Source organism: Streptomyces polyrhachis, assembly GCF_042663125.1.
GTDB lineage: Bacteria > Actinomycetota > Actinomycetes > Streptomycetales > Streptomycetaceae > Streptomyces > Streptomyces polyrhachii.
Genome location: NZ_JBHSZO010000004.1, coordinates 78,483 through 91,727, shown reverse-complemented (window position 1 = coordinate 91,727; position 13,245 = coordinate 78,483). Strand labels below are relative to the sequence as shown.

The 13,245-nt window shown below is 72.2% G+C and carries 14 protein-coding genes; 6 read left to right on the top strand and 8 right to left on the bottom strand.

Annotated elements, in window-relative coordinates:
- The first annotated feature begins 40 nt into the window (after positions 1-40).
- Entirely contained in the window at positions 41-1,594 is a 1,554-nt protein-coding gene (gene hutH, locus ACFQLX_RS03820) for a histidine ammonia-lyase (protein ID WP_386411888.1), read from the top strand.
- Positions 1,595-1,806: 212 nt separating this feature from the next.
- Positions 1,807-3,105, top strand: a complete 1,299-nt coding sequence (locus ACFQLX_RS03815) for a L,D-transpeptidase (RefSeq protein WP_386411886.1) — start codon at positions 1,807-1,809, stop codon at positions 3,103-3,105.
- A gap of 8 nt (positions 3,106-3,113) precedes the next feature.
- Here the strand turns inward: ACFQLX_RS03815 and ACFQLX_RS03810 are convergent, their stop codons facing one another.
- The gene (locus ACFQLX_RS03810) at positions 3,114-4,439 is read right to left on the bottom strand and encodes an NAD(P)/FAD-dependent oxidoreductase (protein WP_386411884.1); all 1,326 of its coding nucleotides are present in this window, start codon (positions 4,437-4,439) and stop codon (positions 3,114-3,116) included.
- 184 nt (positions 4,440-4,623) lie between these two features.
- Between ACFQLX_RS03810 and ACFQLX_RS03805 the strand changes: the two genes are divergently transcribed.
- The 3 genes from ACFQLX_RS03805 (at position 4,624) to ACFQLX_RS03795 (ending at position 7,289) form a co-directional block, all read left to right on the top strand.
- The gene (locus ACFQLX_RS03805; protein ID WP_386411882.1) at positions 4,624-5,910 is read left to right on the top strand and encodes a L,D-transpeptidase; all 1,287 of its coding nucleotides are present in this window, start codon (positions 4,624-4,626) and stop codon (positions 5,908-5,910) included.
- A 132-nt stretch (positions 5,911-6,042) separates the two neighbouring features.
- Positions 6,043-6,675 carry a ClpP family protease gene (locus tag ACFQLX_RS03800; protein WP_386411879.1) on the top strand — a complete coding sequence of 211 codons (633 nt, stop codon included), beginning with the start codon at positions 6,043-6,045 and terminating at the stop codon, positions 6,673-6,675.
- A gap of 5 nt (positions 6,676-6,680) precedes the next feature.
- A complete protein-coding gene (locus ACFQLX_RS03795) occupies positions 6,681-7,289 on the top strand; it encodes a ClpP family protease (RefSeq protein ID WP_386411877.1) in 609 nt (202 codons plus the stop codon).
- Here the strand turns inward: ACFQLX_RS03795 and ACFQLX_RS03790 are convergent.
- A complete protein-coding gene (locus ACFQLX_RS03790) occupies positions 7,286-7,423 on the bottom strand; it encodes a hypothetical protein (protein ID WP_386411876.1) in 138 nt (45 codons plus the stop codon). The two genes, ACFQLX_RS03795 and ACFQLX_RS03790, sit on opposite strands and share 4 nt — an antisense overlap.
- Positions 7,420-7,800 carry a helix-turn-helix domain-containing protein gene (locus tag ACFQLX_RS03785; RefSeq protein WP_386411874.1) on the bottom strand — a complete coding sequence of 127 codons (381 nt, stop codon included), beginning with the start codon at positions 7,798-7,800 and terminating at the stop codon, positions 7,420-7,422. Before ACFQLX_RS03785 ends, ACFQLX_RS03790 begins: the two co-directional genes overlap by 4 nt.
- A gap of 210 nt (positions 7,801-8,010) precedes the next feature.
- Here ACFQLX_RS03785 and ACFQLX_RS03780 point away from each other — a divergent pair, with 210 nt between their 5' ends.
- Entirely contained in the window at positions 8,011-8,799 is a 789-nt protein-coding gene (locus tag ACFQLX_RS03780; RefSeq protein WP_386411872.1) for a hypothetical protein, read from the top strand.
- A gap of 50 nt (positions 8,800-8,849) precedes the next feature.
- Here ACFQLX_RS03780 and ACFQLX_RS03775 read toward each other — a convergent pair whose 3' ends face one another.
- The 5 genes from ACFQLX_RS03775 to msrA form a co-directional block, all read right to left on the bottom strand.
- Complete coding sequence (locus tag ACFQLX_RS03775) at positions 8,850-9,533, bottom strand: ABC transporter ATP-binding protein (RefSeq protein ID WP_386411870.1); 684 nt, start codon at positions 9,531-9,533, stop codon at positions 8,850-8,852.
- A 247-nt stretch (positions 9,534-9,780) separates the two neighbouring features.
- A complete protein-coding gene (locus tag ACFQLX_RS03770) occupies positions 9,781-11,208 on the bottom strand; it encodes an ABC transporter permease (RefSeq protein WP_386411868.1) in 1,428 nt (475 codons plus the stop codon).
- A gap of 87 nt (positions 11,209-11,295) precedes the next feature.
- Positions 11,296-11,880, bottom strand: coding sequence for a DUF4291 domain-containing protein (locus ACFQLX_RS03765; protein ID WP_386411866.1), 585 nt, complete (start codon positions 11,878-11,880; stop codon positions 11,296-11,298).
- 126 nt (positions 11,881-12,006) lie between these two features.
- On the bottom strand, positions 12,007-12,534 hold the full coding sequence (locus ACFQLX_RS03760) for a hypothetical protein (protein WP_386411864.1): 528 nt from the start codon (positions 12,532-12,534) through the stop codon (positions 12,007-12,009).
- Positions 12,534-13,205, bottom strand: a complete 672-nt coding sequence (gene msrA, locus ACFQLX_RS03755) for a peptide-methionine (S)-S-oxide reductase MsrA (protein WP_386411862.1) — start codon at positions 13,203-13,205, stop codon at positions 12,534-12,536. The genes ACFQLX_RS03760 and msrA overlap by 1 nt, the downstream gene beginning before the upstream one ends.
- Positions 13,206-13,245: the final 40 nt, after the last annotated feature.

Here is a 13,245-nt window from a genome sequence, read left to right as displayed (position 1 = left end):
CTGGTGACACTTATCGATTCAGTCTCTACAGTCTCTGAATATGGATATGCAGACCCTTCCCACCGTCGTCCTCGGCACCACCGGCGCGAGCGCCGACGACGTCATCGCCGTCGCCCGGGGCAACGCCCGGGTGGAGCTGTCCGAGCAGGCCGTCGAGGCGCTGGCCGCCGGGCGGAAGATCGTCGACGACCTCGCCGCGCGCCCCGAGCCGGTCTACGGCGTCTCCACCGGCTTCGGCGCCCTCGCCACCCGCCACATCGGCCCTGAGCTGCGCGCCCAGCTGCAGCGCAACATCGTCCGCAGCCACGCGGCCGGCATGGGGCCGCGGGTGGAGCGCGAGGTGGTGCGGGCGCTGCAGTTCCTGCGGCTGAAGACGGTCGCCTCGGGCCACACGGGCGTACGCCCGGAGGTCGCGCAGACCATGGCGGACGTCCTCAATGCCGGCATCGTGCCCGTCGTCCACGAGTACGGCTCCCTGGGCTGCTCCGGCGACCTCGCCCCGCTCTCCCACTGCGCGCTGACGCTGATGGGCGAGGGCGAGGCGGAGGGCCCCGACGGGACCGTGCGCCCGGCCGGCGAGCTGCTCGCCGCCGCCGGGATCAAGCCGGTGGAGCTGCGCGAGAAGGAGGGACTGGCGCTGCTCAACGGCACCGACGGCATGCTCGGCATGCTGGTCATGGCCCTCGCGGACCTCGCCCGGCTGCAGACCTCCGCCGACATCACCGCCGCGCTGACGCTGGAGGCCCTGCTGGGCAGCGCCAAGGTGCTGGCCCCCGAGCTTCAGGCCGTGCGTCCGCACCCGGGCCAGGCGGCCTCCGCCGCGAACATGCTGAAGGTCCTGGAGGGCTCGGGCCTGACCGGCCACCACCAGGATGACGCCCCCCGGGTCCAGGACGCCTACTCCGTGCGCTGCGCCCCCCAGGTCGCCGGCGCCGGCCGCGACACGGCGGCCCACGCCCGTACGGTCGCGGAGCGCGAGCTGGCGGCGGCCGTCGACAACCCGATCGTGCTGCGCGACGGCCGGGTGGAGTCCAACGGCAACTTCCACGGGGCCCCCGTCGCCTACGTGCTGGACTTCCTGGCCATCGCGGCGGCCGACCTGGCCTCCATCTCCGAGCGCCGCACCGACCGGCTGCTGGACAAGAACCGCAGCCACGGCCTGCCCGCCTTCCTGGCCGCCGACCCCGGCGTGGACTCCGGGCTGATGATCGCCCAGTACACGCAGGCGGCGCTGGTCTCCGACCTCAAGCGCCTGGCGGTCCCGGCCTCGGCGGACTCCATCCCCTCCTCCGCGATGCAGGAGGACCACGTCTCGATGGGCTGGTCGGCCGCGCGCAAGCTGCGCACCGCCGTGGACAACCTCACGCGCGTCATCGCCATCGAGCTGTACGCGGCCACGCGTGCCCTGGAGCTGCGCAGCGGCCTGGTCCCCGCCCCGGCGTCCGCGGCCGTCATCGCGGCGGTGCGCGAGGCGGGCGTCGAGGGTCCGGGCGGGGACCGCTTCCTGGCGCCGGACCTGGCGGCGGCGGACGCGTTCGTACGGACCGGCGCGCTGGTGGCGGCGGCGGAGTCGGTGACGGGGCCGCTGGCCTGAGCACTTGAGCACTTGAGCGCCTGAGCGCCTGATTGTCCGAGCAAGGGTCGGCCACCGGGGAGTTGCCCCCGGCGGCCGACCCTTCGCAGGTCCGGACGTGCTCCGGGTCACAAGGTGGCAAAGCGCACAGAATCGGGCAGAAGATAGGTCTTTTCTCGTATTCGGACGTACGTACAGTTAAGTAACTGGCCGATAACGAAGACGGAGACGCCGTGACCGCCCACGCAAACCGACGCAAGCACCTCCTGGCGATGAGCACCGCCGCCGCCGGAGGCGCTCTGATCCTCTGCCTGTGCGGCGGTACGGCGGCCCTGGCGGCCGACGCGCCCCAGCCCACCGCGCCCCAGCCCACCGCGACGGCCCAGCAGCCCGCGGCCGGCGGCGCGGCGGAGAAGCCCGCCCCCGCCAAGCCCGCCGCCACCCCCCGAATCACCCTCTCCCCCCGCGACGGCGCCCGCGACGTCCGCACCTCCGGCGCCCTCCAGGCCACCGCCAAGGACGCCGCCCTGACCGAGGTGACCCTCACCGCCGCCGACGGCAGCGAGGTCCCCGGCGAGATATCGGCCAACGGCGCGCGGTGGACGCCCAAGAAGGTGCTGAAGCCCGGCACGGCCTACCGCCTGTCCGCGACCGCCCGCGCCGCGAACGGCGCGGTGGTCACCGAGTCCGCCGCCTTCACGACCGTCGCCGCGCACGTCCTCCTGGCCGACCTGCAGGGCAACCTCGCCGGCGCGACGGTCGGCGGCGGCATGTACCCCTCGGTCAGCTTCGACAAGCCGGTACGGAACAAGGCCGCCGTCGAGGCCGCGGTCAAGGTCACCGCGAGCGACGGGCAGCAGGTCGTGGGCCACTGGTTCGGCGACCGCCGCCTGGACCTGCGCCCCCGTACCTACTTCGCGCCCGGCACCACGGTCACCGTCCGCATGGACCTGCGCGGTGTCGAGTCCGCGCCGGGCGTCCACGGCACCGCCGACCGTGTCGTCAGCTACACCGTGGCCCGTACCCAGGTCTCCACCGTGGACACCGAGGCCAAGACGATGACCGTCGTACGCGACGGCCGGGTGGTGCGGACGATCCCGATCTCCGCCGGCTCCGCCGAGCACCCCACGTACAACGGCGCCATGACGATCACCGAGAAGCACACCTCGATGCACATGGACGGCTCCACCGTCGGCCTGGTCGACAAGAAGGGCACCGCCGACTACGACATCCCCGACGTCCCGCACGCCATGCGCCTGTCGGACTCCGGCACCTTCATCCACGGCAACTACTGGCGCCCCAGGAGCACCTTCGGCAGCCTCAACACCAGCCACGGCTGCGTCGGCCTCTTCGACACCAAGGGCGGTGCGGACGCGCAGGCGGACGGTGCCTGGTTCTACGACAACTCCCTCGTCGGCGACGTGGTGGTCGTCAAGGGCGGCGCCACCGTCAAGACGATCGCCGCGGACAACGGCCTCAACGGCTGGAACACGGACTGGGCGACCTGGACGGCGGGCAGCGCACTGCGCTGACGGGGCGCTCAGCCGGGGGTCCCCACCTCCAGCGGGGGTGCCTCGCCGCCGGCCCGGCGCGGGAGCAGCAGGGTGCGCAGGGCCAGCCTCGGGGCGGCCAGCCGCTCCAGCGGGGCGGTGAGGCAGAACACGTCGCGGTAGGCGGCGCCCAGGGCCGGGTCGTGGGCGGCGCGGTCGAGGAAGCGCTGCGCGTACCAGGAGCCGAGGCGCTCGCGCCGGCCCGGGGCGGGGGCCTGGGGGTCGTAGGGCAGGTCGGCGCCGGAGGCGAGCAGCCAGGCCCGGTCGGCGGTGCCGGCGAGGGCGCCCTGCAGCCGCGCGCCGGAGGGCGCGCCCGCGTCCAGGGCTTGGCGCAGGGCCGCCGCGCCCAGGGCCGCGATGGAGACGCCGTGCCCGTAGACCGGGTTGTACGCGCACAGCGCGTCCCCGGCGGCGAGGAAGCCGGGGGCGGGGGTCTCCTCGTAGCGGCGGCGGATGTTGACGGTGCTGCGGGAGCCGTGGACCGGGGTCAGCGGTTCGGCGTCTGCGAGAAGGCGGGCGAGGTAGGGGTCGCGCAGGGAGCGGGCGAAGGGGAGGAAGTCCGCGGCGTCGGTGGTGGGCCGGTCGCCGCCGACGCCGATCAGCGTCACCAGGTGGTGGCCGCCCTCCACGGGCAGCAAGGCGCCGCCGCGCGGGGAGGCGGGGGTGTGCTGGACGTACACGCCGTGGTCGGGGGCGGTGCCGGCGGGCAGCCGGAAGAGGCGGGTGGCGTAGGCCAGGCCGGCGTCGATCCGCTCCTCGCGCGGGACTGCCAGGCCCAGCTCGGCCAGCCACTGCGGGGAGCGCGAGCCGCGGCCCGAGGCGTCCACGACCAGGTCGGCGGTGAGGTCGCCCGCCGCGGTGCGCACGCCGGTGACCGCGGTGCCGTCGCCGATCAGGCCGGTGGCGGCGCAGTCCTCGCGCACCTCCAGGGCGGGGCAGGCGGCGAGCACCTGCCGGCGGACCACCTGTTCCAGCAGGGGCCTCGTGCAGCTGAGGAGGTGGTGGCGGTCGTCGGGGTAGCGGCGCTCCCAGCCGTTGCGGGCGCAGCTGAGGAGGTCGCGCGGCAGCTCCAGGCGTACGGCTCCGGCGGCGGCCAGCGCCTCCGCGCTGCCGGGCAGCAGGGTCTCCAGCGCGCGCTGCCCGCCGGTGACGAAGATGTGGACGTGCCGGCCCTGGGGCACTCCGCGCCGGGCGTCCGGTCCGCCCGGATAGCGGTCGCGCTCCAGTACGGTCACGTGCTCCGCGTGGTCGCGCAGCGCGCGGGCGGCCAGCAGCCCCGCGACGCTTCCCCCGATGACGATGACGCGGTGGAACATCGGCGCTTCCCTCCTGTCTGCCGGGTCCGAGGGACTGAGCGTACCGGGTGGAGAATTCGGTCTATAGCGGTCAAAACATCTCAACTCGCAGTGAGGTAATGCATAGTTGAGCACATCCAGGAACGTAAGGCGGCTAATGGGACGTACGTACACTTAGCTGCCCCTGGAAAGTTCGGAGACCGAGTTGAACACCCCCCGCACGCACCGCACCCCCCGCAGGTCCCTCCTCGCCGCCGTGGCGCTGGCCGCCGGGAGCGCCCTGCTCCTGAGCGCCTGCGGCGGCACCGACGAGGCGGCCGGCTCCGCGCACCAGCAGCTCGCCGGCGGGAAGAGCGAGGAGGGCGGGAAAGCGGGGAAGCCCGCCGAGCCCGAGAGCGCGCCGGACTCCGTCATCACCGTCACGCCCGAGGACGGCGCCCGCAACGTGGGCATCAACCGGGGCACGAAGGTCACCGTCGCCAAGGGCACCCTCACCGGGGTCGTGCTGAAGGACGCCGCCGGCACCGAGGTGCCCGGCACGGTCGCCGCCGACGGCCGCAGCTGGGCGCCCGACAGCGCGCTGCGGCGCGGCACCGACTACAGCCTCGTCGCGAAGGCGAAGGACGGCCGGGGCCGGATATCCACCTCGCACTCCGACTTCTCCACCGTCTCGGCGGCCGGCAGCTTCATCGGCCACTTCCAGTCCGACATCGAGGGCGCCACGGTCGGCGGCGGCATGTACCCCTCGATCACCTTCGACAAGCCGGTCGTCAACAAGGCGCTCGTCGAGTCGAGGATCACCGCGAGCGCGAGCAGCGGGCAGCGCCTGGTCGGGCACTGGTTCGGCGACCGGCGGCTGGACCTGCGCCCGCAGACGTACTTCGCGCCCGGCACCCGCGTCACCTTCCACCTGGACCTCGACGGCGTCGAGGCCTCGCCCGGCGTGGTGGGCGTGCAGGACCGCTGGGTGAGCTACACCGTGGGCCGCACGCAGGTCTCGACCGTGGACGTCGCGGCGAGGACGATGACGGTCGTACGGGACGGGGTGGTCGTCAAGACCGTGCCGATATCCGCCGGTTCGGCGGAGAACCCCACGTACAACGGGACCATGACGATCTCCGAGAAGTTCAAGGAGACCCGCATGGACGGCTCGACCGTCGGCTTCGTCGACGACAAGGGCGAGAGCGACTACGACATCGCCGACGTGCCGCACGCCATGCGCCTGTCCACCTCGGGCACCTTCATCCACGGCAACTACTGGGGCGGCAAGGACGTCTTCGGCAACGTCAACACCAGCCATGGCTGCGTGGGCCTGCGGGACGTGCAGGGCGCGGGCGACGCCTCCACGCCGGGCGCCTGGTTCTACGAGAACTCGCTGATCGGAGACCTGGTCGTGGTGAAGAACTCCCCGGACCGGACGATCTCCCCGGACAACGGGATCAACGGCTGGTCGATGGACTGGGCGGCCTGGACGGCGGGCAGCGCGCTGTAGCCCGGGCCGGGGCGCTCTGCCGTGGGCGAATCTGCCCCCGGCAGAGATCGCTTCCGCGGGCCGCCCGGCGGACCGAAGGTGGGAGCAGGCGGCCGGTCCCGGCCGCCCCCCGCCGGTCCGTCTGGAGGCCCGATGCCCGCCACCCGCACCCCGAGAGCGCAGGACGACGACAGTCCCGCCACCCGCCTCGACGACCACCTCGCCGAGCGCCTGCTCCTGCAGCGCATGATCCTGCTCGGCACCCAGGTCGACGAGGTCTCCGCCAACCGCGTCTGCTCCCAGCTCCTGCTGCTGGCCGCCGAGGACCCGCGCACCGACATCACCCTGGTCGTCAACAGCCCCGGCGGCTCGGTGACCGCCGGACTGGCGATCTACGACACGATGCGGATGATCCCCAACGACGTCTCCACCCTCGCCATGGGCTTCGCCGCCAGCATGGGGCAGTTCCTGGTCACGGTCGGCACGGCCGGCAAGCGCTACGCCCTGCCGCACGCGCGGATCATGATGCACCAGCCCAGCGGCGGCATCGGCGGCAGCGCGGCGGACATCGAGATCCAGGCGGAGAACCTGGCGCACGTCAAGAAGACGATGGAGCGCCTCATCGCCGAGCACACCGGCCAGAGCGAGCGGACGATCTCCCGCGACAGCGACCGCGACCGGTGGTTCACGGCCCAACAGGCCCTGGAGTACGGGATGGTGGACCACGTGGCCACCTCCTTCGACGAGGTGCGCCCGGCCGGTCCGCGGCGCCGGATGGGGGTGTGAGCCGCATGGGCCAGTACACGATCCCGACGGTCGTGGAGCGCACGGCGCAGGGCGAGCGCGCGTACGACATCTACAGCCGGCTGCTCTCCGAGCGGATCATCTTCCTCGGTACGGAGCTGGACGACGGCGTGGCGAACGTGATCATCGCGCAGCTGCTGCACCTGGAGTCGGAGAACCCGGAGCGGGAGATCTCCTTCTACATCAACTCCCCGGGCGGCTCGTTCACGTCACTGATGGCGATCTACGACACCATGACCTACGTCAGCGCCCCCATCGCCACCCTGTGCGTCGGCCAGGCCGCCTCCACGGCGGCGGTCCTGCTGGCCGGCGGCGACAAGGGCCGGCGCGCGGTCCTCTCGCACGCCCGCGTCCTGCTGGGCCAGCCGGCGAGCGGCGGCAGCCAGGGCACGGTCTCCGATCTGGCCCTCCAGGCCCGGGAGTTGATGCGGGTGCGCAGCCAGGTGGAGGAGGTCCTCGCCGCCCACACCGGCCACGACGCGGCGACCCTGCGTACGGACATGGACCGCGACCGCGTCTTCACGGCGGAGGAGGCGGTGGCCTACGGCCTGGCGGACACGGTCCTGACACGGCGGGCGCCGGTGGGCGGGGTCTAGCGGTAGATGTCCCGGTGGTCGCCGACCGCGAGGACCCGGATGGTCAGCTCGCCGTTCTCGCCGTTCTCGCCGTTCTCGCCGTTCTTGCCGTCAGGACCGGATCGGCCGCCCTGTGGACAGACGCGGCCCCTCACGCCGCGAGGCACACCGTGCCCGAGCCGCCCGTGCGGCGCTGGGAGAGGGTGCGGGGCTGCGAGGCGGCGGACGTGAGGCGGATCAACTCGCCCTGGGTGCGGGCCAGTACGTCGCCGAGCCCCAGGCCGAGGGCGCGGGCGGCGGCGGCCAGCACCTCGGAGGACGCCTCCTTGCGGCCGCGCTCGACCTCGGAGAGGTACGGCATCGAGATCCGCGCGCAGTCCGCGACGTCCTTCAACGTCCGCCCCTGGTCGAGGCGTTCACGCCGCAGCACGTCGCCCACGAGGTCCCGCCACAGCGGCTCCCGCGCCGGGCCCGGGGAACCCACCGGCCGGATCGGCACCACACGGCCCTGCTCACGCGCTCGACTCGTCATCCCCCAAGCGTAGGTTCCAGGCCCGGGACACGCCCCGCCCCGGCGCTCTGCCATCAGCGAAAAACCCTGCCGTCGGCTCGGGGGCCTTAGGTGACGACAAGATCACGAAAGGATCGTTCCGTACAACCCCGCCACCGTTGCGGAGGTCTGCATTCCGCGACCCTCGTGCCATGTCAGCGCGCGCGGGCGTACACCCGGGAGAGACACACCATGCGATCCGCCGCCATCCGCCGTACCGTCCTGACCGCCTCCGCGGTCTCCCTCGCCCTGCTGGCCACCGCCTGCGGCGGCGAGGAGAAGGGAGGCGCCGCGGAGGCGAAGGCCGACAAGCCGGCCGCGAAGGCGCTCAGCGCCGCCGAGCTGGAGAAGCGCGTGCTGGCCGCCGGCGACGTGAAGGACCACAAGGTCGAGAAGCCGGGCAAGGACGACCTCCCCGACAGCGACGCCCTCACCGTCGACAAGCCCGGGTGCGAGCCGGTCGCCCGGGCGCTGGGCGCGCTGCCGATGGGCAAGCCGGCGGCGAGCGTGCATCGGATCGCCACCTGGGAGTCCGCGAAGGCGAAGAAGGGCATGCCGAAGACGGAGGACCTGATGGACATGTCGGAGAAGGAGATCGAGGACGCGACGCTCGACTCGATGGACATCACCAAGACGATGCTGTCGCTCTCGTCCTACGACGCCGACGCCGCCGAGAAGGCCCTCGCCACCCTGCGCGAGGCGCGCGGCACGTGTGCCGGCGGCTTCACCATGTCGGACGGCGGCGAGAAGCAGCAGGTCACGAAGATCGTCGAGGAGAAATCCGCCGCGGGTGGGGACGCCCTCTCCTGGACGGTGAGCACGAAACTGGACGGCACCGAAGCCGACACGAAGCTCACCGTCCTGCGCCAGGGCCCGACACTGGCGACCTTCGTGTCGTTCAACATCGCGGCGGTCACCCGTGGCGAGGCGTACCCCCAGCCGACCGAGGTGATCACGGCCCAGGCCGCGAAGCTGGGCTGAGACCGGTCGCGGGCTCCGGTGCGTACCGCCGCCCGGAGCCGGCGCGTGGCTCAGGCCGCCGCGTTCTCGCTCACCTTGATGCGGCCCTTGCGGATCACCGCCAGTCGCGGCGCTCTGCGCGCGATCGCGCTGTCGTGCGTCACCATCACGAACGTCAGGCCGCGTTCGCGCCACAGCGACTCCAGTACGGACATCACCTCGTCGCGCATGTCCTCGTCCAGGTTGCCCGTCGGCTCGTCCGCCAGGAGCACCTTCGGCTCCTTGACGATCGCCCGCGCGATCGCGACGCGCTGCTGCTGGCCGCCCGACAGTTCGCCGGGCAGGTGCGTCAGGCGCTCGCCCAGGCCCACCGACTCCAGCGCCTGCGCCGCGCGGCGGCGGCGCTCTCCCGGTCGTACGCCCAGGGGGACCAGCGCGGTCTCCACGTTCTCGCGGGCGTTGAGGGTGGGGATGAGGTTCCAGGACTGGAAGACGAAGCCTACGGTCGTCGCGCGGACCTTGGTCAGCTTCGCCTCCGAGAGTTTCGCCAGGTCCGTGCCGTCCAGCACGATCGAGCCCGTGGTGGGGCGGTCCAGGCCGCCTAGGAGTTGCAGCAGGGTGGACTTGCCGCCGCCGGTGGGGCCTTGGACGACCAGTTGGTCGCCTCTGTCGATGGTGAGGTCGATGCTGTCCAGGGCGTTGATGGTCTGCTTGCCGCGTCGGTAGCGTTTGCTGACGCTGGTCAGGGTGTACATGGCGGGGTGCTCCTTGGGGTGGGCGGGGTTCTTCGCGTTGTGGGGGCGGGGCTTCTTCGCGTCGCTGGGGCGGGGCCTCTCCGCGACAACTCCGAAAAGCCATAGGGATTGACTTGCCATCGGTCGATTTGCTGCTCTGTCGGGGGCCTGCGTTGCGGTGCGTCTTTTCGGAGTCGTCGCTCCGGGCCCCTCACATGGGTAGGGCGGCTTCCTGTTGCGCTTGGGGGGCGTTCTTGCTCTGGGTTCCTTACGCGATGCGTCGCAGTGCGTCTGCTGGGCGTAGGCGGGCTGCGCGCCAGCCGCCGAAGCAGCCTGCGATGAGGCCGCCGGCGGCTGCCAGGGCTACCGCCAGGACGATGACGTTCAGGGTGACGGGGGCGCGTAGGGCGATCTCGATCTGGTCGCCCGCTGACTCCAGTGCGCGGGCGGCGGGGCCGCCGGGGCCGCGTTCGGTCGCTGCCACGCCTGCGGTGAGTTTTGGCGCCAGTGCCGTGACCAGGTACGCGCCGCCGACTCCCAGTGCGATGCCCAGCGCGCCGCCGATCAGGCCGTTGACCAGCGCCTCGCCCATCACCTGGCGTACGACCCGGCCACTGCGCCAGCCGACGGCCTTGAGCGTGCCGAACTCGCGTACCCGGCGTGAGACCGCGGACATCGTCAGCAGGCCGGCGACGAGGAAGGCGGCGGCCAGTACGGCGACGGAGAGCCAGCGGCCGATGTTGTCGGCCAGGTTGGAGGCGGTGGAGAGGTTGCCGGAGACCTGCTCGGCGAGGTCGGCGGAGGAGGTGACGGTGGCGCCGTCGATGCTGGCGTCGATGGCCTTCTTCACGGCGCCGATCTGCTCGGAGCTGTCGGCCTTGACGTAGACGGTGGAGACCTTGTCCTTCATGTCGACGTCGGCGAGGGTCTGGGCGCGCTTGAGGGGGATGTAGACCTGGGAGGTGGCGGCGCCGGTGTCGGCGGTGGCGATGCCGGTGACCTCGAACTTCTTGCCCTTGATGGTGAGCGTCTCGCCGACCTTCAGGCCCTTGTCCTTGGCGTAGGCGCTGTCGACGATTGCCTTGAGGGCGTCCGTGTCGCCGGCTGTGAAGCCCGTACCGGCGGTGACCTTGGAGGAGGAGAGGGGGCCGACGCTCTGCTCGCCGGTGTCGACGCCCGTCACGGTGAAGGAGTCCACGTCCACGTCCGCGCCGCCGCCCTGGACGAACTGCCGCCCCTGCGGCTTCTCGCCGGGCTTGCCCTGGGGCACTCCCTGGATCTCGCCGGGCTTGAACTCGCCCTTGAACGTCACGTCGTTGAGCGCGAGCGCCCCCACGGCGGTGGCGACGCCGTCCTGGCCGCGGATGGCGTCCACCACGTCGGCGTCGAGCTTGTCGAAGCCGCCGACGGGCATCAGATTGTCGTCGGTACGGGTCGTCGTACCCCCGTCCTTTCCGCCCCCGATGGTGAACCGCCGGGGTCCGCCGCCGCCCTCCTCGGCCTGCTCCTTGGTGACGGTGATGTCGGTGCCGACCCCGTAGAGGGAGTGCAGCACCTGGTCCTGGGCCTCGCGCATCCCGGCGGACACGGAGGACACGACGATGACCAGCCCGATCCCGAGCGCCAGCCCGGAGGCGATGACGGCGGCGGCTTTCCGGCGACGGCGCAGCTCGCGCCGTAGGTAGGTGAAGAACATGGGCATGACGCTAGGAACGGATCTTGATGACTCCGTGAGGTGCGGGTAAGAGGGGGATGAGAAAGAGGGCGGCCCGTGGGCCCACCGTTACGGGGACTGCCCGTCCTCCGGCATCGGGTATGGGCGCTCGGGCGGCAGTAGGCGGCTCGCGGCGTCCAACTCCCCGGCTTTGACCAGGGCGTGGATCTCGTGGGCGAGCGGCGTCACGTCGCGGATGGACACCGTCCACTCGTCGGCGTAACGGCGTACCGCCTCGCCGGAGAGGCCGAGCTGCAGGGAGCGGTGGGGGAGCGGACGCAGGTGCAGGTCGCGCTCGGGGTCCCACTGGACGCGGGTGGGGGAGCGCTTCAACTGCCGCTGCCAGGTGGCGCGGTCGGGGTGGACGCCGGGTTCGTAACCCGACAGGCAGGCGTTGCGGACCGCCCACTCGAAGCCGCCCCGGCTGATCTCCACGGCGAGCACGGTCTCCTGCCCGGCCTTGGTCCCCCAGCCGCAGCGGTACATCATCCACAGGAACGACGGCTTCACCCACGTCATCCGCTCCCGCTTCCACCCGTCGGAGAACCGCCCGTCACGGACGGCGGCCAGCCCGATCGCGGGGGAGTACGCCTGATAGACGGTGACGGTGTCCGCGCTGTGGACGGCCCGGATCTGGCGTTGGGGAATCTCCATACACCCCAGCGTGCGCGAACCGCCGCCTTCACGACCACCGGTTTTCCCCGGAGGCCGCCCGCGTCCGCCGCCCTCTCGGAAACGGTGGTGTGCCGGCGGGCGACTCGCAGTCTTTGGTGGGACCGGTTACGGGGAACCCAAGAGGCGTACGGGCGCGCCGCGTTGAGCGCGCTCCCGGTGGGTCAGGCGGGTCGCTGTCAGGCGGCGGTCGGGGTGGGGTGGTTCCCAGGCGTAGACGAATTCGTGGTCGTCGGGGGCGTACATGACGGGTGTGGTGGGGTCGTGGGTGAGGGTGAACTCCTCTTGGCACCACTTCGCCATCGCTCCCGCCAGGCCCTTGGGTTGGAAGTCCGTTTCGGGGAAGAGGACTCGGTGGGCCGTCAGGAGGAGGTGGTGGTCCGGGGGGAGGGTGGCTTCGATGTCGGTGGACATCAGCTCCAACCCGTAGCGCAGCCAGCCCAGTTCCGCAGGCGTGAGACACCTCCCCGAGCGGTCGGCGGGTCGGTGGTCGCGGATCGGGGTCACGTCCAGCCGGATCCTGGCGCCGAGCCTGTCGCCGTTGAGCGAAGGCGCGGGCGTCAGGGCCGCCTCCGCGGTGAGGTCGATGGCGATCCCCCAGCCGGGTCCGAGGACCCGGTAGGGGGTCGTGCGCATCAGTCGCCCGCGGGCGCGATGCCCACCGGGCACGACACCCCCGTGCCGCCGATTCCGCAGTAGCCGTTCGGGTTCTTCGCCGGGGAGAGGTACTGCTGGTGGTAGGGCTCCGCCGGCCAGAACGGGTGCGTGGGGGCCGGGGCGATCTCCGTGGTGATGTCGCCGAGGCCCGCCTCGTGCAGGACCCGCTGGTACGCCTCGCGCGAGGCCGCCGCCGCGGCGGCCTGCGCCTCGCCGTGCGTGTAGACCGCCGAGCGGTACTGCGTGCCCACGTCGTTGCCCTGGCGGTGGCCCTGGGTGGGGTCGTGCGACTCCCAGAAGAGCTTCAGCAGCTTCTCGTACGAGGTCACGGCCGGGTCGTAGACCACCCGCACCGCCTCCGTGTGCCCCGTGCGGCCCGAGCAGACCTCGTCGTACGTCGGGTTGGGCGTGTGCCCGCCCTGGTAGCCCACCAGCGTCGTCCACACCCCCGGCGCCTCCCAGAACACCCGCTCGGCGCCCCAGAAGCACCCCATGCCGAAGTCCGCGACCTCCAGCCCCGCCGGATACGGGCCCGCCAGCGCGTTGCCGAGGACCGTGTGGCGCTCCGGCAGCTCGAACGCGGGGTCGGGCCGGCCGGGGAGGGCCTCGGCGGCGGTCACCTGGTGGCTCTTCGAACGGTTCGTGAACATGCCGGTGGCTCCGATACGTGGCGAGAGGGCGGACATCGGT

What these genes read in the sequence shown, in the direction of transcription:
- ACFQLX_RS03770 (WP_386411868.1), bottom strand. Translation starts at nt 11,208, where the DNA reads ATGTTCTTCACCTACCTACGGCGCGAGCTGCGCCGTCGCCGGAAAGCC.
- msrA (WP_386411862.1), bottom strand. Translation starts at nt 13,205, where the DNA reads ATGTTCACGAACCGTTCGAAGAGCCACCAGGTGACCGCCGCCGAGGCC.
- ACFQLX_RS03775 (WP_386411870.1), bottom strand. Translation starts at nt 9,533, where the DNA reads ATGTACACCCTGACCAGCGTCAGCAAACGCTACCGACGCGGCAAGCAG.
- ACFQLX_RS03780 (WP_386411872.1), top strand. Translation starts at nt 8,011, where the DNA reads ATGCGATCCGCCGCCATCCGCCGTACCGTCCTGACCGCCTCCGCGGTC.
- hutH (WP_386411888.1), top strand. Translation starts at nt 41, where the DNA reads ATGGATATGCAGACCCTTCCCACCGTCGTCCTCGGCACCACCGGCGCG.
- ACFQLX_RS03800 (WP_386411879.1), top strand. Translation starts at nt 6,043, where the DNA reads ATGCCCGCCACCCGCACCCCGAGAGCGCAGGACGACGACAGTCCCGCC.
- ACFQLX_RS03810 (WP_386411884.1), bottom strand. Translation starts at nt 4,439, where the DNA reads ATGTTCCACCGCGTCATCGTCATCGGGGGAAGCGTCGCGGGGCTGCTG.
- ACFQLX_RS03795 (WP_386411877.1), top strand. Translation starts at nt 6,681, where the DNA reads ATGGGCCAGTACACGATCCCGACGGTCGTGGAGCGCACGGCGCAGGGC.
- ACFQLX_RS03785 (WP_386411874.1), bottom strand. Translation starts at nt 7,800, where the DNA reads ATGACGAGTCGAGCGCGTGAGCAGGGCCGTGTGGTGCCGATCCGGCCG.
- ACFQLX_RS03760 (WP_386411864.1), bottom strand. Translation starts at nt 12,534, where the DNA reads ATGCGCACGACCCCCTACCGGGTCCTCGGACCCGGCTGGGGGATCGCC.
- ACFQLX_RS03765 (WP_386411866.1), bottom strand. Translation starts at nt 11,880, where the DNA reads ATGGAGATTCCCCAACGCCAGATCCGGGCCGTCCACAGCGCGGACACC.